This window comes from Thermobifida cellulosilytica TB100, assembly GCF_001517975.1.
Lineage (GTDB): Bacteria > Actinomycetota > Actinomycetes > Streptosporangiales > Streptosporangiaceae > Thermobifida > Thermobifida cellulosilytica.
In genome coordinates this window covers 1,372,160-1,390,189 of record NZ_KQ950180.1, presented here as the reverse complement: position 1 = coordinate 1,390,189, position 18,030 = coordinate 1,372,160, and the positions used below count along the sequence as shown (strand labels likewise).

Genomic DNA, 18,030 nt, shown 5'->3' with positions numbered 1-18,030 from the left:
CGTTTGGTTGATGAGGAGGGATTCCTTCTCGGCGGCTCTTCAAGGCCGCACTTCGGCGGAGGAAATGTGAGGGGAGTCGCATTTTCCGGCGGCCCAAAAGTGTTTCCGAGGGGTAACGGGTTCCCCGGTCGGCGGCGTGCCGGGGCGGCGCGGCCGACCGCGGAGCGGTCGGGCGGAGCGCGTCCGCGCGGGTCGGCCGCTGACGTCGGGCGACCCCGCCCGGGCCCCGGGGCGCGGCCGCAGGCCCGGTCCGGGGGACCGGGAGCAGGCCGAGACGGCCGTGCGCGGGAAGCGCACGCCGACACGCCGCGGGTTGGCGATTTCCCTACCGACTGATAGCACTGCGCAACCGTACGCTGCTCGTGGGTCCCCGGGGTGGACCGCGGGGGAGCGCCCCGATTGCGCTCCGGCGGCGGGGACGGCGGCGTCCAGCCCTGCTCTTCGCCCTTTTTGGGGGGAAGAGGGGGAGTAAGCCCGACTATGCCGGATTAAAAGGTCGTATTCACTGTTTGCGGGGTTGGTGTTCACCGCCCTGTTGGGCACTCCCACTACTGTCGGTGGCCCCTGCGGTCTCCGTGACCACAGCAGGGGACTTCTCTCTCTTCCTTTTCTCTTCTCCCGACCCTGGAGTCCGGCCCGTGAGCGTTGTCGCCGTCATCCCCGCACGAGGGGGGTCCAAGGGAGTGCCCCTCAAGAACCTCGCCCGCGTGGGCGGCCGCCCCCTGGTGGTGCGGGCGGTGGACGCCTGCCGCCGGGCGCAGCTCGTCGACACGGTGGTGGTCTCCACCGACCACGACGGCATCGCCCGGGCCGCCCGGGACGCCGGGGCGCTCGTGCTGGACCGGCCCGCCGAACTGGGCGGCGACATCGTGTCCTCGGAGGCGGTGCTGCTGCACGCCCTCGACCGGCTCGCCGAACACGGCGCCGACCCCCGGATCCTCGTGTTCGTCCAGTGCACCAGCCCGTTCATCGACCCGGCCGACCTCGACGACGCGGTGCGGCAGGTCCGCGACGACCTCGCCGACTCGGTGTTCTCCGCCGTCGAGACCTACGAGTTCCTCTGGCGCGCCACCCCCGAGGGGCTGCGGGGCGTCAACCACGACCACACCCGCCGGCCGCGGCGGCAGGACCGCGAACCGCACCACCGCGAGACCGGGGCCTTCTACGTGATGCGGGCCGACGGGTTCCGGGAGCACCGGCACCGCTTCTTCGGCCGCATCGCGGTGCAGCCGGTCGACCCGTCCCACGCGGTCGAGGTCGACTCCGAGGAGGAGCTGGACCTGGCCCGCGCGGTGGCCCGGGCCGTGGACCGGGAGGAGCCGCTGGACGTCGACGCCGTGGTCACCGACTTCGACGGGGTGCACACCGACGACCGCGTCTACGTGGACCAGGACGGACGCGAGACGGTGGCGGTGACCCGCGGCGACGGCATGGGCGTGCGCCTGCTGCTGGAGGCGGGAGTCCGGGTGTGCGTCCTCTCCACCGAGACCAACCCGGTGGTCCGGGCACGCGCGCAGAAACTGGGTGTCCCTGTGACGCAGGGCCTGCGCGACAAGCGCGCAGCCCTGCGCCAGTGGATGGACGACGAGGGTCTTGACCCGGCCCGCGTCGCCTACGTCGGAAACGACGTCAACGACCTCGGCTGTCTGGCCGAGGTCGGGTGGCCGATCGCGGTCCCGGACTCCCACCCGGAGGTCCTGGCCGCGGCCCGGCTGGTTCTGACCCGTCCCGGAGGCTCCGGGGCGGTCCGCGAGGTGTGCGAACGTGTCCTCGCGGCACGCAAAGGATAGGTAGCGCCATGACCCAGAACGCAACGACCGACCTCAGCGTGTCTGCTCCGGTTCCCGTGGCGATCGGTGACCTTCTGGTCGGCCCCGGCCAGCCGACCTACGTCATCGGCGAGATCGGCATCAACCACAACGGCGACGTGGACATCGCGCGCCGACTGATCGAGGTCGCGGCGGAAGCCGGATGCCACGCGGTCAAGTTCCAGAAGCGGACCCCCGAGATCTGCGTCCCCGAAGAACAGCAGGGCAAGATCCGGCAGACGCCCTGGGGGGAGATGACCTACCTGGAGTACAAGCGCCGGGTGGAGTTCGGCCGGGACGAGTACGCCGAGATCGCCAAGCTCTGCGACGCGTACGGCCTACAGTGGTTCGCCTCTCCCTGGGACGTGCCGTCCGTGGAGTTCCTGGAGTCCTTCGACGTCGTGGCGCACAAGGTCGCGTCCGCCTCCGTCACCGACCACGAGCTGCTGCGCGCGCTCGCCGCGACCGGCAAGCCGATCATCCTGTCGACGGGCATGTCCACCCTCGAGGAGATCGACGCCGCGGTGGACCTGCTCGACCGCAGGAAGCTCGTCATCATGCACTCCACCTCCACCTACCCGATGCCGGAGGAGGAGGCGAACCTGCGCACCATCACCACGCTGCGGGAACGCTACGGGGTGCCGGTGGGCTACTCCGGCCACGAGCGCGGCCTACAGATCTCCCTGGCCGCGGTCACCCTGGGCGCGGTGGCGGTCGAACGCCACATCACCCTGGACCGCACCATGTGGGGCTCCGACCACGCGGCCTCCCTGGAGCCCGCCGGGCTCCAGCACCTGGTCCGCGACATCCGGGTGATCGAGAAGGCCCTCGGCGACGGGGTCAAGCGCGTCTTCCCCGGCGAGGAGGAGCCGCGCAGGCGCCTGCGCCGCACGACCACCTGATTCCGCAACCGGCCCGGGCGGGGCCGGGAGGACCGGTGTCCTCCCGGCCCCCGTCCCCGCGCATCCCTCCCATGGAGTCCTTCAGTGACCACGCTGTCGGTCGTCGTTCCGGTCCGCGACGTCGAGCCGTTCGTCGCGGACACCCTGGAGAGCCTGCGGCGCAACGCGCGCCCCGACGTCGAGTTCGTCGTCGTCGACGACGGCTCCTGCGACGCCACCCCCGAGATCGTCGAGAGATCCGGGCTGCCCGGGCTGACCCTGATCCGCTCCGAGCGGCCCGCCGGGCCGTCCGCGGCGCGCAACCGGGGCCTGGCCGCGGCGAGGGGCCGCTACCTCACCTTCCTCGACGGCGACGACTGGCTGGCGCCCGGCTACCTGCCCGCCGCGGTCGAGGCGATCGCCGGACTCGGCGTCGACTTCATCAAGACCGACCACGTCAAGGCCGCCGGAAAGGCGCGGAGCAGGGTGCGCGTGCCCGAGGGGCGGCGCGGGGTCGCGCTTCCCGCGCGCTCGGGCATCCTGCCCGAGAACGCGACCACGATGGTCGACTACCCCACCGTGTGGTCCGGCGTCTACGACCGGCGCCTGTACGACCGGGGGCTGCTCTCCTTCGACGAGGACCTGCACACCGCCGAGGACCGGCTGTGGACCTGGCGGCTGCACCTGCACGCCGACACCTACGCGGCCGTGCCGCTCGTCGGCGTCTTCTACCGGCGCGAGGTCGCCCAGTCGCTGACCCAGGTCGGCGACGAACGGCAGCTCCAGTTCTTCGACGCCCACGACCGCATCCGCGCGGAGCTGGCGGCCCTGCCGGACGGGGAGCGCTACCTGCCCAAGCTCGTCCGCACCTACTGCGCGCTGATCGCCTTCCACCTCGACCGGGCCGAGCGGCTGGCCCCTCCGGTCCGCCGGGCGCTGCGGGCCCGCGCCGCGGACACCCTGACCGCCCTGCCGCGCGGCCTGCTGGCCCGGGTGCTGCCCGCGCTCGGGGCCGAACGCGAACAGCTCCTGGCGGAACTGGCCGACCTGGAAACGGTGGTGGTCTGAGGTGGCGCAGCTCTTCGTCGCCAGCACCTTCTTCGGTGCGATGTCGCTGGCCGCCGCGATCGACTCGGGCCGGTTCGGCCCGGGCGGACAGCGGCGGATGCTCCTGGTGTCCAACAACGCGCTCGCACCCGAGGTGGTGTCCCCGCTGGACGCGGCCCCCGGCTTCGAGGCGCTGCGCTCCCGGTTCGACGAGGTGGTCTCCTGGAACGAGCTGCTGTGGCCGTTCCACCCCTCCACGTGGCAGCCGCGCGAACAGGAGTGGCCGCTGCTCAACCGGCTGCTGCGGCACTACTGGAACCTGGGGGACGGACCGCTGCACCTGGTGGTCGAGTCCATCCAGGTCCCCCCGGCGCGGGCGTTCGCCGAGATCTTCGACGACGCGACGGTCACCGTCTACTCCGACGGGCTGATGAGCTACGGCCCCACCCGGGAGTCCCCGCCCCGCGACATCGCCACCCGGATCGACCGGGTCCTCTACCTCGACCTGGTGCCCGGCCTGGAGCCCTTGCTGCTCAGCGAGTACGACGTCCCGCGGGCCGTGATCGACCCCGAGGCGTTCCGCTCGGTGGTCGCCGAGGCCGCCAAGGCCGTCGACGGGGCAGCCGACCGGGCCGACCTGGCCGGGGCGCCGATGGTCATCGGCCAGTACCTCGCGGCGCTCGGCATCCTCACCGCGGCCGAGGAGGACGAGCTGCACGCGCGGATGCTGCGCGGCGTGGCCGCCCGGGGCGAGCGCACGGTGCTGTTCAAACCGCACCCGTCGACCACCGCGCGCACCTGCGGTGCGCTGCGCGCCGCCGCCGAACGGCTGGGCGTGCGGCTGGTGGAGCTCGACGACCCGGTGCCCGTGGAGGTCTGGTACGAGGCGCTGCACCCCTCCCTGGTGGTGGGGGCGTTCTCCACCGGGCTCAGCACGGCGTCGCGCTACTACGGCATCCCGGTCGCCACCGTGGGCACCGAGCTGCTGCTGGAGCGGATCACCCCCTACCAGAACAGCAACCGGATCCCCGTCACGCTGGCCGACGCCACCCTGCCGGGACTGGCCGAGGACGGCACGATCCGCCCGCCGCGCATCCCCGCCGACCGCACCGGGGAGGAGCTGCTGCCGCTGCTGGTCGCGGTGGCCTACTGCATGCAGAACAGCGCCTACCCGCACCTGCGCGACCAGGCCGCCGCCTACCTGGCGCACCGCCTCGACGACGGCACCCGCCGCTACTTCAAGAAGCGTCGGCTCGCCGCGCTGCGGCTGCCCGGCGCGCCCCGGCCCTGGCCGCGCTACGTGTCGTGGCTGGCCTCGGGGGCGCGCCGACTGCGCGTCGGCTCCTGACCCGCGCCCGCCGCCACGTCCGCGCGGCGGGCGCGGGCCGACTCAGGCGACCAGGCCGTAGCCCGCGGCGGCGGCCCCGGTCAGCGACAGGGCCCCCACCACCCACTCCGGCCAGGTGCCGGTGCGGAAGCGGAGCCTGCGGGGCGCGCCCAGCATCGCCCAGCGGCGGCCCCTGACCCTGAACGGCCAGGCCAGCGGCACCCCCGAGGAGGTGAGGGCGTCGCCGAGGGAGTGGACGACCATGCCCAGGGCGACGAGCAGCCCGACGGTCCACCCGGCCGGGCGGACCTCCCAGGCGTTGAGGAAGAGCGCGGCCACGCCGAACGCGCCCAGGGCCGCCCCCGCCCACGAGCCGAGGGTGGCGCGCAGCCACCCCCGGGTGATCCGCCGGAGCGCGCGCAGGCCGATGAAGGCCAGGAACCATGCCGTGACGGCGCTCGCCCACCACGACAGGTGGCACAGCAGGCCGACCGCGGCGCCCACGACGGCCGCGAAGGCGGGGGTGTGGCCGAGGTGGCGGTGCTCGCCGCCGGAGTCGTCGGCCGGGGTCCGGGTGAACTCGTAGACGGCCACGGACAGCGCGCGGATTCCCCGCGACAGCAGGCCGGTGACGAACCCCTGGGAGCGGGTGGCGGTGGAGGACGGGTGGTCGAGGTCGGGGACCAGGGCCGCTCCCGCTCCGAGCAGCGCCCAGGCCAGCAGCCCTGCGGGGGTGGCGGGGGCGCCCGCGGCGGCGGCGACCGGGGCGACGACGGCGACTCCGACCAGCACGCCCGTGGTGGCGTGGCTGAAGCCCATCATCGTGGGGGGACTCCCGTTCTCTGGTTGTGTGGAGGGACGGCGGTGTCCTACCCGCGCGCCGGGGAGGCGATGTCCGCGAGGGAGGGCGGGCGCGGGCCGGGGTCCCGTAGCGGCGGCCGGCTCAGCGGGAGGCCAGGCGGCGGATCCGCTTGAGGCGCCTGCGGAACCGGCCGATGGTGCGCAGCGCCCTCGGCGGCACGTCCATGCGCAGCCGGTTCCGGCGGCGGCGGGCCCGGTCCGCGGAGGAGGCCAGCAGCGGCGGGCGCACCGGAAGCCCGCCGTGGCGGGCGCGCTCCACCAGGTCGGACAGCCGCCGCACCCAGTCGTTGTCGGCGGTGCCGTGGAAGTAGTTCGCCGCGCACCACTGCCCGTCCGGCGTGCGGAACCGGGCCGCGCGCAGGTCGTCGAGGGTGCCCAGCAGGCCGCTGCCCTCGAACACCAGGTTGATCATCTCGGCCGAGACCCCGAAGTCCGACAGGATCAGCAGCGGCACGTCCTGCGCGATCGCCTCCAGCGCGGCCGTGGAGCTGACCGTGACGAACCCGGCGGCGCGCGCCAGGTGCTCCCGCATCGACCCGTCGGCGAACGACACCGCGTCCGCGGGGACCCGGCCCGCGGCCGCCAGGCCGTGCCAGAGGGTCTCGAAGTGGTGGCGCTCCCGGTGGGTCTGCTGCTCGTGGGCGCGGGCGCGCAGCTTGACCACCACCTCCAGGTCGGGGCGGCGCGCCGCGAGGTCGGCGAGGGCGCACAGGATCGACTCCCGCTCCTCGCGCTCCACCGGGACCTTCGCCTGGGTCGCGAACACCACGCGGTTGCGTGGCCCGTCCGGCGCCGGGACCGGGTCGGCGGCCAGGAACGGCAGCGTCGCCAGCCCGACCTCCCCGGTCACCCCCAGGCGGGCGCCCAGCTCCCGGAACTCGGCGACCTCGCGGTGGCTGTGCAGCACGAACAGGTCGACCGGGGCGCGGTACCGCCACGCCTGCTCCGTGGCCGGAACGGACACGCCCGGCAGGCCCGACACCAGCACCGGGCGCGGGGCCAGGCCCGAGAGCAGGTCGTTGACCAGGACGTCCACCACCGGCCCGGTGCACGCGGCCACCACGGCGTCGGGGCGGACGCGGCGCACGGCGCGGCGCAGCGCCGTCGCGGACAGCACCGGCGGCAGCGTCGCGCCGGTCCGCGTGCCCTGCACCGCGGCGCGCATCTGCGACGGCGACGGCGCGATCGGGGTGCGCACCACCGCCAGTTCGCCCGACCACTCCTCGGGCAGCGCGTCCAGCAGCCCCGCAGCCCACTTCAGGTAGGAGTCGGAGTCGGCGATCGCCATGACGTGCACGGTGCCGCGGTCGGTCATGGGGCGTCCTTCGGGTCGGTGACGAACGTGCTCAGGTGGGCCCGCAGTTCGGGGGCGGCCCGGTCGGTCCACCACGCTTCGGGGACCGGCACCGCGTCGACGGCGGTGCCGCGCCGCGCCAGCAGGACGCGCAGGGAGGTCACCGCGGTCGAGGGCAGGCTCACCACCCGGTGCCGGGCGCGCAGCCCGCGCAGGGCGAGTTCCACGGGCAGCTCCTGGGGGGCGACGCGCACCCGGGGGTGGGCGCGCAGTGGGTCCAGGGTGCGGGCGTCCTCCCGCCGGTGCGGGTGGTACACGACGGGCTCCTCCCGGGCCTGCCCGGCCACCCAGGCCAGGTAGGGCTCGGCGTGCAGCAGGCCGTCGCGCACCATCGCCGTGCCGAGCACCACCCGGTTCTCGGGGGGTGCGGAGCCCTCCGGCAGGGAGCGCAGCCACGGGAAGTCGTGGGCGGCCACGCGGACGCCGGCCGCGGCGGCGGCGCGGACCAGCGGTGCGGGCAGGGGGAGCATGGTGAACACGGTGACCCGTCCGGCGCGCGCCGCCGCGCGCAGTCTCAGCGCGGCCGCCAGGCCGAGGGCGCGGCGCGGCAGGGTGGAGCGCACCCTGGCCCGCTCCAGCGGGGCGGGCCTGCGGCGGCCGAGGAGCCGCAGCAGGTGGAGGGTGGCCAGGCCGTCGTCCACGACGACGAGGCGGCGGGGGCGGCCCGCCAGCAGGGCGCGCTGCACCTGGCCGGAGAACGCGTCGCCCACGAGCCAGACGTCGGTGTCGGCCCGGTACAGCGTCGGGGTGGGTACGGGGGGCAGCACGGTGAGGCCGTCGGGCAGGCCCGCCTCGGTGAGCGCGGCCACCGTGGCCGCGAGCGCCTCCGACCCGGACCGGGGCAGCAGCCGGGTGCGCCGCGCGACGGCGCCGCTGTGGTGGGCCTCCACCGCGGACAGCAGTTGCAGCGGGGTCTCGACCCAGGCCGCGGCCGTGCCCGGGTCCTCGGCCCGCGTCCAGGCGGAGGCGGCGGACGGCATGCTGTTCACGGCGTCGACCTGTCCTTCGGGGGCACCGGTGGGGGGACGGGCCGGAGGCTACTCATCGCGGGTTAACGGGATCCAGGTTCGGGTGAACGGCCGACCACGGGGTGTTGGCGTGCGGCCCGCCGCGCACCGGGGAGGCCGACGGGTCCGCCACCGTCGCCACGATCACGCGGCCCCGGCCCGAGGCCAGCACCGGCCCGGTCCCGGCGGACAGGAACGCCGACTCGCCCTGGGCCAGGGGGAGGGTGTCCTCGGCGGGGGCGTGCAGCTCCACCGAGCCGTCCAGGACGAGGGCGATGGCGGGCCCCTCGGGGAGCCACACCGCCTTCTCCCCCGGTTCGGCGACGACGAGCGCGAAGTCCTCGACCTGCGGTCGGTACTCCACCAGTCCGTCCCGCACCACCGGTTCCACGTAGGGGACGGGCAGCACGGTGTAGTCGATCACCTGTAGCAGTTCCTCGGGGTCGACGTGCTTGGTGGTGAGCCCCGCCCGCAGCACGTTGTCGGAGGTCGCCATCACCTCGACCGCGACCCCGTTCAGGTAGGCGTGCACGTTCCCGGCGGGCAGGAACAGCGCTTCGCCGGGGGCGAGCACCACGTGGTTGAGCAGCAGCGCCGCCAGCGCTCCCGGGTCGCCGGGGTAGCGGTCGGCGAGGTCGAGCACGGCCCGCAGGTGGGGGCAGGGCGATGCGGTGCCCGAGGCCAGCTCCTCGGTCGTCTCGGTGACGAGCGCGGCGCGGTCGCCGGGGGGCAGGGTCAGCAGCCGGGTCATCGCCGAGCGCAGCGCCTCGGAGGGGTCGGCCGCGGCCAGGTCGGCGCGCAGCGCCCGGGCGAGGGGGGAGGTGAGCCCGGCGAGGGCGGCGGCCGAGGCGGCCGGGTCGCGGAACCCGCACAGCGCCTCGAACTCGTCCAGCGCCATGACCAGTTCGGGCTTGTGGTTGGGGTCCCGGTAGTTGCGGTGGGGGGCGTCGATGGGGACTCCGGCGGCCTCCTCGGCGGCGAAGCCGGCCCGGGCGCGCTCCTTGCTGGGGTGGGCCTGTAGGGACAGCGGCTGCTCCACGGCGAGGAACTTGAGGAGGAAGGGCAGGCGCGCGCCGAAGTTCTCCGCGACGCCCGCGCCGAGGGCCCCGACCGGGTCGGCGGCGATCGCCGCGTCGAGCCCGAGGGGGACCGGGCTGCCGTCGATCCTGCTGGGAGCGCTGGGGTGGGCGCCTAACCAGAGTTCGGCCTGGGGCTGCCCGTCCGGTTCCCTCCCCAGCAGGCGGGGGATCTCGGTCGTCGATCCCCACGCGTACCGCCGAACGTGGTTGGCCAGTCGCCACATGGTCAGGTCCCTCCGTGAGGCGGAACAGCGCGCCCTCGAACTCGTTCCACCGAGGCGCGGTAGCCGCCACGCTAACCCCATCAGCCAGGTGAAAACCGTGATCAGAGAGGCGTTCCCCCCGAATTTCGTGCTTGCTCCAGAAAGATTTAACTCGCTAGTAGGAAAGGTGTAGGTTAAGGCAGCGGCGCGGGGAGGCGACAGTGTGGTCCGACCGGAGACCCCGGCGGGGCCGCCGGTTCCGGCCGGGTCACGGGCACAGCCGGTCCAGGGAGACCGGCTCGTCGCCGACCTGGCGTCCCGGGCTGCGCGGCGACGGCTGCGGCCGCGCGGAGGCGGCGGGCGGGTCGTGGTCGTCGAGGTCGCGCAGCGCCCTGGCGACCAGCGTCCGGATCTCCTCCCAGTCGGGGTGGCCGGTGTCGACCTGCGGAGGGGACAGTTGCAGCGTCTGCATGCGCGCCGTGGAGACCCGTTCGGCCAGGTCGACCAGGGCGGGCAGGTGCGACTGGGGGACGTCGCTGTCGAGCGTGCGCTGCGCGGCGTCGGCGAGGGCCTGGAAGCTGCGCAGCACGGTCACCGGATCGGCCTGCTCGGCGACGTACTTCAGCAGGCAGCCCTGGCGGCCCATGCGGGTGTAGTCGTCGCTGTCGGTCCGGCTGCGGCCGTACCACAGCGCCTCCTTGCCGCTGATGCGCCGCTCCCCCGGCTCCAGCAGCCCGTTGCCGCGGCGGCCGTAGCGGATGGGCTCCTCGATGGGGACGACGACCCCTCCGACGGCGTCGATGAGGTCCGCGAACCCGCGGAGGTCGACCAGGGCGTAGTAGTCGATCGGCACGCCGATCGCCTCGCCGATGACCAGTTTCAGGGTGTCGGCGGCCGGGTCGGCGGCCCGGGGGTCGACCGCCAGCTCCTCCGGCTCCTCGGCCACCGTCTGGTAGACCTCGTTGAGCAGGTCGTCGAAGCCCGCGGGGGGCGGGTAGCGCTCCGCCAGCGCGGTGCCCTCGGGAAACGGCACGTTCTCCAGGTTGCGGGGCAGCCCGATCAGGAGGGTGTCCCCGCTGTCGACCTCGACGCTGGCCACGATCATCGTGTCGGTGCGCAGCCCGTACCGGTTCTCGCCCGCGTCGCCGCCGAGCAGCAGCACGTTGATCCGGGAGCGGCCGCGCCACGGGTCGGCCGCGGCGGTCGTGTCCCGCGTTGGCTCCGCCGGGGCGAACACCTCCGACAGGGTGGCGCGGGCGGTCAGGGCGGTGCGGACGACCAGCACGGACGGCAGGAGGAGCACCGTGCACAGCAGCGCCAGCAGCAGCGCGCCCACGGCCCGCGTGCCCCGGCCCGCGGGGCGCGGCCGGGTGAGCTGCCAGGACCGGACGACCACCGCCGACCACAGCGCGGCCAGGGCGACGGAGCCGGCGGAGACCGCCTCCACCCAGTACGGCTGGGTGACCAGCCACGCCTGCCAGGACAGGGTGCCGCGGAGGTCCCGGACCGCCGCCACGGCCGCGGCGGCCAGCAGCAGGAAGCAGCCGAGGATGCCCGCGCCCGCGGCGCGCCGTCCGGCGCGCAGGTGGGCGATGCCGGGCAGCAGGACCGCCCCGCAGGTCCACAGGGCCGCGCGCGCGGTTCCACCGGGTCGCTTCCGTGGGCCGCCCTCCGCTGGATAAGCCATGGTCAACCACCCCCACCCTCCGCTGGCAGTCGACTAACCGGGAAGCGCGGCGGTCACTCGGGGGCCTACCGCCCCTTTCAGGACGGGTTGCCGAACCTTGGCGCGGCCTGCCTCCGGGCAACGGCCTGCGGTTTCCGGGAGGATGGTGCGGGGCCAGGAGACGGACCCGTCCGCCGGTCGGACACGGGGGAGAGTGGGGGGCGCGGTCATCCACAGGGCATGGCCAGACCTGTGGATAACTTGTGGATATCTATCTGTGAAATTTCTTTTGTGCACACCCAGTGGATAGTGTTTTTGCAGGTCAGAGCCTGCGGTGGGGGAGGGTGGAGAAGTTATCCACAGGCTGCGTGCACAGGTTATCCCCAAGTAGACGCCAGTCATCCACAGGTTGTCCCCAGGTTTATCCACAGGCAGCCTTTGCGACTGTCCTCCGAAGTGGCGAGAATCCTGGTTCGGGCATGTCACGTTCAGGCATGGAATCAGCCGGGGGGAGCCATGAGCGTCGACCATCCAGTGGAGGAAGTCGGGTACGACCGGACCCCGCCCCACGACATCATGGCCGAGCAGTGCGTCCTCGGCGGCATGCTGCTGTCCAAGGAGGCCATCACCCAGGTCGTCGAGATCGTCCGCTCCTCCGACTTCTACCGGCCCGCCCACCAGATCATCTACGACACGATCATCGACCTGTTCTCCCGCGGCGAGCCGGTCGACGCGGTCTCCGTCAACGCCGAACTCATCAAGCGGGGCGAGATCAGCCGGGTCGGCGGAGCCCCCTACCTGCACACCCTCACCGTCACCGTCCCCACCGCGGCCAACGCCGGGTACTACGCGCGGATCGTCGCCGACCGCGCGGTCCTGCGCCGCCTGGTCGAGGCGGGCACCCGCATCGCGCAGATCGGCTACTCCGGCGACGGCGAGATCGACGACCTCGTCGACCGCGCCCAGGCCGAGATCTTCCGGGTCGCCGAGAACCGCAGCACCGAGGACTACCTGCCGCTCAGCGACATCATGCCGGGCGCGCTGGACGAACTGGAGGCGATCGCCTCCCACGACAACACCCTGACCGGCGTCCCCACCGGCTTCACCGACTTCGACAACCTCTCCAACGGGCTGCACCCCGGGCAGATGATCATCATCGCGGCCCGCCCCGCGGTGGGAAAGTCCACCCTCGCCCTCGACTTCGCACGGGCCGCGGCGATCAAGCACCAGTTGACCACCGTCTTCTTCAGCCTGGAGATGGGCCGCAACGAGATCGTCATGCGGCTGCTGTCGGCGGAGGCCCGGGTGCCGCTGCACACCATGCGGTCGGGCATGATGACCGACGACGACTGGGCCCGGCTGGCGCGGCGGATGGGCGAGGTCGCGGGCGCCCCGCTGTTCATCGACGACTCCCCCAACCTGTCGATGATGGAGATCCGGGCCAAGTGCCGCCGCCTCAAGCAGCAGCACGACCTCAAGCTCGTCATCGTCGACTACCTCCAGTTGATGAGCTCCAACGGCCGGGCGGAGAGCCGCCAGCAGGAGGTCTCCGAGATGTCGCGGTCGCTGAAGCTGCTGGCCAAGGAGCTGGAGGTCCCCGTGGTCGCGCTGTCCCAGCTCAACCGCGGCCCCGAACAGCGGACCGACAAGAAACCGCAGATCAGCGACCTGCGGGAGTCCGGCTCCATCGAGCAGGACGCCGACATGGTGATCCTGCTCTACCGCGAGGACGTGCACGAGAAGGAGTCGCCGCGCGCCGGCGAGGCCGACCTGATCGTGGCCAAGCACCGCAACGGCCCCACGGCCACGGTCACCGTGGCCTTCCAGGGGCACTACAGCCGTTTCGTCGACATGGCCCCCGGATAGCAGCCGCCCGGGTCCGGACCCGCGGTCGGCGCGGACCGACCGGGGCGCCCGCCGGGAGGGCCCGAAGCCGTACACGCGTGTGAGGGACCGGCCACCGTGTGGCCGGTCCCTCACACGCGCAGGAAACCGGTCAGATCCACCGAGCCTGCGGGCGCAGCCGTCCGGTGCTGTCGGGCAGGAGCACCCAGGTGAGCGTGGGGCGGGCGGAGGAGGGCTCCGCCTCGGCGGGGTCCCGCTGGTACGGCACGAGGTCCGGGGTGTGTCGTGCGGTACCTGCCGCACAGGCCGGCCGGTGCCGGCGCCGGGTCGGGGACGGACGGGTGGTCGTTGGCGTCCTACTCACTCGCTGAGACATGACGACACCCCCTGAATTCAATCAGTCGATGGGCTACGTTAACCCTCCGTTCACCTTTGAGTCAAGTTGGGCTCACCGTGAGATGCGTTTGACCGGGAAACAGCGGAGCGCCCGCCGGGGGCGGCGGGCGCTCCGTGACGAATCCGGGGCGGGCTACTTGTCGGGGAAGATCAGACCGACCACTTCGAGGTAGAGCTGTTCCGGGTAGGGGATGAAGTCGATCTTGCTGAGGGCCTGGTCCTGACCGGCGGACTCCATGACGAAGGTGCCGTAGCCCAGGAGGCGTCCCATCAGGGTGCGCTCGAAGCGCATGTCGGTGACCTTGCCCAGCGGCATCATGTTCACCTGCCGGGTGATCAGACCGTTGGTCCCCAGCAGGCGCGCGGAGGTGATGACGAAGTAGTCGACCGACCACTCCGCGACCTTCCAGACGAACCACACCAGTACCAGCAGCCACAGCCACCAGATGACGGCCAGTACGGCTCCGCTCGTCACGATCGAGGTGTTGCTCAGGATCCCCGCGGCGACCAGGCTGCCCAGCACGATCCCCGCCGGCCCGAGCAGCACGGCGGGGTGTCGGCGGATCGTGATGACCTGCTGCTCGTGGGGAAGCAGGTAGCGGTTGACCGACGCGGGCGCCGAATCACCCGGCGTGACAAGCTTCATGCGGGCTCACGCCCCTCACAGCAGGATGGTGTTCACGAACGTGGAGAGCGAGTTGGCCGCTCCGCCCAGCCCGGCGAAGACGTTCAGTACCAGATTGCCCACGGTCGCTGGCTGAGTCAGCAGGTAGAAGATGACGAAGGCGATGAGGGCGTACCCCAGCCATTTTTTCAACCTTGGCGGCATGAACGCACTCTCCCCACTAGACCGTGAAGACCCACTAACCCACCACGATTGTTGCATCGGGGACGGGACGCGTAAAGACAGAGGTTTGTCGTCGGCGTGCCGTCCCAGGTCGCAGAGTTGTGGTCGGGAACCTCGGCGGGTATTCGGTCAGCGCTGTTCTGCCAGGGCGAGGGCGAGGACCCGCAGATGCTGCCGGGCGATCCGCTCCACCAGGTCGGGGGTGGCGTAGCCGACCACGTCCTGCGCGCCGTGCCGGGCCGCGTCGATGCAGCGGAACACGGTGACCATCGGGTGCACGCCCTGGAACTCGTCGCTGAGGCGCAGGGCCACAGCGGCGAGGTCGCGCGGGATCGTGTTGTAGGTCTGGGACATGTCACTCCTCGGGAAGGCAGAGAACGGTCACAGGCGCCGGTCTCTCCTGGGCGGCGGGCGTTCACGGGGGAGGCGGGTGCGGCGCCGGCCCGCGGGCTGCGGGACCGCGCCGGACCCGCAGCCCGGTCAGAGTCCTGGGCGTCAAACGGGAGATGTCACGGTTTTTCTGACGGTTTTGACGGGGGGATTGTCGGGGGTCGGAACTATCTTTACCACAGCCCGTCTCCCGTGTATCTCGAATATGAATTCGAGTGACGCAAGAAACACCCGTGACCTGCGACGACAGGGGAATCTCAATTTTTGGCAAAAATAGTTTCAAGCCCGCGTCGCCAAAAAAGCCAAACCTGCCTTTTCTCCGCCGATGAGGAAAACATGGGAGGGAAACGCCCGGTCGGGGTCACACGGAGCCGTACAGGCGGTCCCCCGCGTCGCCGAGGCCGGGAACGATGAAGCCCTGGTCGTTCAGCCGCTCGTCCAGCCCGGCCGAGACCACCCGCACCCTGAGGTCGCTGCGCTCCCGCAACACCGTGTCCAGCTCGGTGCGCAGGTGCTCCACTCCCTCCGGGGCGGCCAGCAGGCAGATGGCGGTGACGTGGTCGGCGCCGCGCTCGACCAGCAGCCGCAGCGCCGCGGCCAGGGTGCCGCCCGTGGCCAGCATCGGGTCGAGCACGTAGCACTGCCGCCCGGACAGGTCCTGGGGCAGCCGGTCCGCATAGGTGACGGGTTGCAGGGTCTCCTCGTCGCGGGCCATGCCCAGGAAGCCCACCTCGGCGGTGGGCAGCAGGCGGGTCATGCCGTCCAGCATGCCCAGGCCGGCGCGCAGGATCGGCACGACCAGCGGGGCGGGACGGGAGAGCTGGACCCCGACCGCCTCGGCCAGCGGGGTCCGTACGGTGGCCTCGGTGACACGGACGTCCCTGGTCGCCTCGTAGGCGAGGAGCGTGACCAGCTCGTCGGTGAGCCGGCGGAAGGTGGGGGAGTCGGTGCGCGCGTCCCGCAGCGTCGTGAGCTTGTGGGCGATGAGCGGATGGTCCGCGACGAAGATCTCCATGGAAGACCAAACTATCGTTTCGGGCCGTCGCTAACGCATCCACCGGCAGAGCTTTTCCCGGCAACCCCGCTGCTGGCGGGGGTCAGGGGGCCGAGCGCCCGTACCCCAAGCGCGGAGGGCGTTCTGTTACGAATGGGGCGTCCGTTCTAATAGGAGACGTGAGCGCGGACTTCTACGACGGACTGGTCTTCCCGCAAGGCGAGCGGAGCGTGGGCGAAGACGGCCGTTTCGGTGACGTGGCAAGGGACGATCTGCGATTCTGGTCCGATCAGGGCCAGCCGGGTGGAGCGACGATGACGGAACTCGAACTGGACGACGACGGCTCGGGCGACTTCGCCGCCGTCGCCTACCGTGAGGAAGACTACTGGGAAGTCGACCCGCTTCCGGTCGCACTGACCCGCGACCTCAAGGGACTGCTGCACGCCCTGCGCCAACAGCCGAGCATCAGCGGGGCGATCGGACTGGTGGCGGTGGCCGACGACTTCTTCATCCTCGCCCGCGTCTACGGGCGCGACAACGTCAGCCTCTTCCTCTCCGACGTCACGGCGTCCGCCGACTGGAAGATCGCCCGCGACGTCCTGGAGTACCTGGACATCGACATCCCCGACGACGAGGAGGACATCGACCAGGTCCTGCCCGCCGGGGACATGTCGATCCTGGCCGACCTCGGACTGGACGAGATGGAACTGGGCGCCCTCGCCGGCGACCTCGACCTGTACCCGGACGAGGTTTTGGCCAGCATCTCCGAACGCCTCGGCTTCCAGGCGGCTTTCCAACGCGCGCTGGATGCGATGGGGTAGGACCAGCGCGGCGCGGGCGCCGCTCCGTACGTGTCCGAAGGAGTGCAGCAGACAGGAGTGCGGGGTGCCGGTTTTCGCAGCGGTCTTCTTCCGTACGGCGGACGGGTGGACGGGTACCGAGGTGGAGTTGGCGGATCTCGACGGCATCGACGACGTCGCCGACGCGATGCGGGACGCGGCGGCGGCCTCGGACGGTGACGGGACCGCCGTGGTGCTGGTGGCGGAGGCGGACGACGAGTGGTTCGGGATCGTCCGGCTCGACGACGCCGACGAGCCCCGGCCGTTCCTCTCCGACCTGCGGGCGGTGCACAGCCATCCGGCGGCCCGGCTGTTCCTGGAGTCCGACCGCCTGGCAGCGTCCGACGACGAGATCGAGGGGACCGGGCAGACCCCCTACCCCGAACCCGTCGGCGACAGCGAGCTGCTCGCCGACCTCGGCACCCCGGGCGAGGAGCTTCTGGCGCTGACCCAGCGCGAGGGAGTGCTGCCCGCGGACGCGCTCACCACCGTCGCCGACCGGGCCGGGTTCGCCGCGGCACTGGACGAGCTGCGGGCATGAGCACGGGACGGACCGGGGTCGACGCCGCGCTGCGCCTGGCGCTGGAGGAGGCCTACAAGACCTCCTCCAGCGGCGACGTCCCCGTGGGCGCCGTCGTGCTCGACCCGGACGGCGAGGTCGTCGGCGCCGGGCACAACGAGCGCGAGGCCACCGGCGACCCCACCGCGCACGCCGAGGTGCTGGCCCTGCGCGCGGCCGCCCGGCGGCTGGGCCGCTGGCGGCTCAACGGCTGCACCCTGGCGGTCACCCTGGAACCGTGCACGATGTGCGCGGGCGCGACCGTGCTGGCGCGGATCGAGCGGCTCGTCTACGGCGCCCGCGACGACCGCGCCGGGGCGGTGGGCTCCCTGTGGGACGTGGTCCGCGACCGCCGCCTCAACCACCGTCCCGAGGTCGTCCCCCCGGACCTGGTCGACCCGGCACTGTCGGCCGAGTGCAGTCGAATCCTTACCGAGTTCTTCACACACCGCCGTGTCCGGTAGAGTTGTCCGCGGTGGAGTCGCATAGCGGCCGAGTGCGCACGCCTCGAAAGCGTGTGAGGGGCGACCCTCCGTGGGTTCAAATCCCACCTCCACCGCCAGACGCCGGTGCCTGCCCAGGCAGACACCCAGGCAAGAGAATCGGAAGGCCGGTTCTCGGCACCCGTGACACGGGAGCCGGGACCGGCCTTTTCGCTGCCCGCCCCCGGCCAGGACAACGGCCCGGCCGCAGACCCGCCCCGTCCTCGAAGCCCCGGCAGCCCTCGCGCGGGTGAGGACCGTCGACCGTCAGTTCCCCACACGGCAAAACACCGGGGACGGCTTCGTCGGACAGGCGTCCAGCATGGTGCAGCGCCGGGCAGGAGGGCTGCCGGGCCTCCCGGCCGAAGCGGACCGGAAGGTTCACCGCCTCCATCAGCCCCGACGTGGCCACCCTCACCCTCTCCCATGGTTCTGGGGGCAGAAC

17 protein-coding genes and 1 tRNA gene are annotated in these 18,030 nt (G+C 72.4%); 9 read left to right on the top strand and 9 right to left on the bottom strand.

What is annotated here, in order from left to right:
• Positions 1-638: 638 nt before the first annotated feature.
• The 4 genes from AC529_RS05950 (at position 639) to AC529_RS05935 (ending at position 5,084) form a co-directional block, all read left to right on the top strand.
• Positions 639-1,790, top strand: a complete 1,152-nt coding sequence (locus tag AC529_RS05950) for an acylneuraminate cytidylyltransferase (RefSeq protein WP_068754194.1) — start codon at positions 639-641, stop codon at positions 1,788-1,790.
• An 8-nt stretch (positions 1,791-1,798) separates the two neighbouring features.
• Complete coding sequence (locus tag AC529_RS05945; RefSeq protein WP_068754192.1) at positions 1,799-2,710, top strand: N-acetylneuraminate synthase family protein; 912 nt, start codon at positions 1,799-1,801, stop codon at positions 2,708-2,710.
• Between the two features lie 84 nt (positions 2,711-2,794).
• Positions 2,795-3,757, top strand: a complete 963-nt coding sequence (locus tag AC529_RS05940) for a glycosyltransferase family 2 protein (protein WP_068754190.1) — start codon at positions 2,795-2,797, stop codon at positions 3,755-3,757.
• Between the two features lies 1 nt (position 3,758).
• Positions 3,759-5,084, top strand: coding sequence for a polysialyltransferase family glycosyltransferase (locus tag AC529_RS05935; RefSeq protein ID WP_068754188.1), 1,326 nt, complete (start codon positions 3,759-3,761; stop codon positions 5,082-5,084).
• Between the two features lie 42 nt (positions 5,085-5,126).
• Here the strand turns inward: AC529_RS05935 and AC529_RS05930 are convergent, their stop codons facing one another.
• The 5 genes from AC529_RS05930 to AC529_RS05910 form a co-directional block, all read right to left on the bottom strand.
• Complete coding sequence (locus AC529_RS05930; RefSeq protein ID WP_232306587.1) at positions 5,127-5,885, bottom strand: metal-dependent hydrolase; 759 nt, start codon at positions 5,883-5,885, stop codon at positions 5,127-5,129.
• Positions 5,886-6,006: 121 nt separating this feature from the next.
• A complete protein-coding gene (locus AC529_RS05925; protein ID WP_083947949.1) occupies positions 6,007-7,239 on the bottom strand; it encodes a DUF6716 putative glycosyltransferase in 1,233 nt (410 codons plus the stop codon).
• Positions 7,236-8,258, bottom strand: a complete 1,023-nt coding sequence (locus AC529_RS05920) for a hypothetical protein (protein WP_068754596.1) — start codon at positions 8,256-8,258, stop codon at positions 7,236-7,238. Before AC529_RS05920 ends, AC529_RS05925 begins: the two co-directional genes overlap by 4 nt.
• Positions 8,259-8,319: 61 nt before the next feature.
• Positions 8,320-9,588: a mannose-6-phosphate isomerase, class I gene (manA, locus tag AC529_RS05915; protein WP_068754186.1), complete on the bottom strand. Its 1,269-nt coding sequence runs from the start codon at positions 9,586-9,588 to the stop codon at positions 8,320-8,322.
• A 247-nt stretch (positions 9,589-9,835) separates the two neighbouring features.
• The gene (locus AC529_RS05910) at positions 9,836-11,254 is read right to left on the bottom strand and encodes an LCP family protein (protein ID WP_068754184.1); all 1,419 of its coding nucleotides are present in this window, start codon (positions 11,252-11,254) and stop codon (positions 9,836-9,838) included.
• 495 nt (positions 11,255-11,749) lie between these two features.
• On the opposite strand from AC529_RS05910, the gene dnaB reads away from it, so the two are divergent.
• A complete protein-coding gene (gene dnaB, locus AC529_RS05905; protein WP_068754182.1) occupies positions 11,750-13,099 on the top strand; it encodes a replicative DNA helicase in 1,350 nt (449 codons plus the stop codon).
• Between the two features lie 508 nt (positions 13,100-13,607).
• Here dnaB and AC529_RS05900 read toward each other — a convergent pair.
• The 4 genes from AC529_RS05900 to upp all read right to left on the bottom strand — a co-directional run bounded on the left by AC529_RS05900 (position 13,608) and on the right by upp (position 15,726).
• Positions 13,608-14,120 carry a PH domain-containing protein gene (locus AC529_RS05900; protein ID WP_068754180.1) on the bottom strand — a complete coding sequence of 171 codons (513 nt, stop codon included), beginning with the start codon at positions 14,118-14,120 and terminating at the stop codon, positions 13,608-13,610.
• Positions 14,121-14,135: 15 nt separating this feature from the next.
• Positions 14,136-14,303: a hypothetical protein gene (locus tag AC529_RS20355; RefSeq protein WP_198156299.1), complete on the bottom strand. Its 168-nt coding sequence runs from the start codon at positions 14,301-14,303 to the stop codon at positions 14,136-14,138.
• Between the two features lie 147 nt (positions 14,304-14,450).
• Complete coding sequence (locus AC529_RS05895) at positions 14,451-14,675, bottom strand: hypothetical protein (protein ID WP_068754178.1); 225 nt, start codon at positions 14,673-14,675, stop codon at positions 14,451-14,453.
• Between the two features lie 397 nt (positions 14,676-15,072).
• Positions 15,073-15,726 carry a uracil phosphoribosyltransferase gene (upp, locus tag AC529_RS05890; RefSeq protein WP_068754176.1) on the bottom strand — a complete coding sequence of 218 codons (654 nt, stop codon included), beginning with the start codon at positions 15,724-15,726 and terminating at the stop codon, positions 15,073-15,075.
• Positions 15,727-16,019: 293 nt separating this feature from the next.
• Here upp and AC529_RS05885 point away from each other — a divergent pair, with 293 nt between their 5' ends.
• The 4 genes from AC529_RS05885 to AC529_RS05870 all read left to right on the top strand — a co-directional run bounded on the left by AC529_RS05885 (position 16,020) and on the right by AC529_RS05870 (position 17,665).
• On the top strand, positions 16,020-16,526 hold the full coding sequence (locus tag AC529_RS05885) for a tRNA adenosine deaminase-associated protein (RefSeq protein ID WP_068754175.1): 507 nt from the start codon (positions 16,020-16,022) through the stop codon (positions 16,524-16,526).
• Positions 16,527-16,590: 64 nt separating this feature from the next.
• Positions 16,591-17,085, top strand: a complete 495-nt coding sequence (locus AC529_RS05880) for a tRNA adenosine deaminase-associated protein (protein ID WP_068754173.1) — start codon at positions 16,591-16,593, stop codon at positions 17,083-17,085.
• Positions 17,082-17,567, top strand: coding sequence for a nucleoside deaminase (locus AC529_RS05875; RefSeq protein ID WP_068754171.1), 486 nt, complete (start codon positions 17,082-17,084; stop codon positions 17,565-17,567). The genes AC529_RS05880 and AC529_RS05875 overlap by 4 nt, the downstream gene beginning before the upstream one ends.
• A 10-nt stretch (positions 17,568-17,577) precedes the next feature.
• Positions 17,578-17,665: transfer RNA gene (locus AC529_RS05870), tRNA-Ser, on the top strand.
• Positions 17,666-18,030: the final 365 nt, after the last annotated feature.

Bases quoted from the DNA above. Each gene is read 5' to 3' on its own strand.
- AC529_RS05945 (WP_068754192.1), top strand. From the start codon at position 1,799: ATGACCCAGAACGCAACGACCGACCTCAGCGTGTCTGCTCCGGTTCCC.
- AC529_RS05930 (WP_232306587.1), bottom strand. From the start codon at position 5,885: ATGATGGGCTTCAGCCACGCCACCACGGGCGTGCTGGTCGGAGTCGCC.
- AC529_RS05925 (WP_083947949.1), bottom strand. From the start codon at position 7,239: ATGACCGACCGCGGCACCGTGCACGTCATGGCGATCGCCGACTCCGAC.
- AC529_RS05920 (WP_068754596.1), bottom strand. From the start codon at position 8,258: ATGCCGTCCGCCGCCTCCGCCTGGACGCGGGCCGAGGACCCGGGCACG.
- manA (WP_068754186.1), bottom strand. From the start codon at position 9,588: ATGTGGCGACTGGCCAACCACGTTCGGCGGTACGCGTGGGGATCGACG.
- AC529_RS05910 (WP_068754184.1), bottom strand. From the start codon at position 11,254: ATGGCTTATCCAGCGGAGGGCGGCCCACGGAAGCGACCCGGTGGAACC.
- dnaB (WP_068754182.1), top strand. From the start codon at position 11,750: ATGAGCGTCGACCATCCAGTGGAGGAAGTCGGGTACGACCGGACCCCG.
- AC529_RS05900 (WP_068754180.1), bottom strand. From the start codon at position 14,120: ATGAAGCTTGTCACGCCGGGTGATTCGGCGCCCGCGTCGGTCAACCGC.
- AC529_RS20355 (WP_198156299.1), bottom strand. From the start codon at position 14,303: ATGCCGCCAAGGTTGAAAAAATGGCTGGGGTACGCCCTCATCGCCTTC.
- AC529_RS05895 (WP_068754178.1), bottom strand. From the start codon at position 14,675: ATGTCCCAGACCTACAACACGATCCCGCGCGACCTCGCCGCTGTGGCC.
- upp (WP_068754176.1), bottom strand. From the start codon at position 15,726: ATGGAGATCTTCGTCGCGGACCATCCGCTCATCGCCCACAAGCTCACG.
- AC529_RS05885 (WP_068754175.1), top strand. From the start codon at position 16,020: ATGACGGAACTCGAACTGGACGACGACGGCTCGGGCGACTTCGCCGCC.
- AC529_RS05875 (WP_068754171.1), top strand. From the start codon at position 17,082: ATGAGCACGGGACGGACCGGGGTCGACGCCGCGCTGCGCCTGGCGCTG.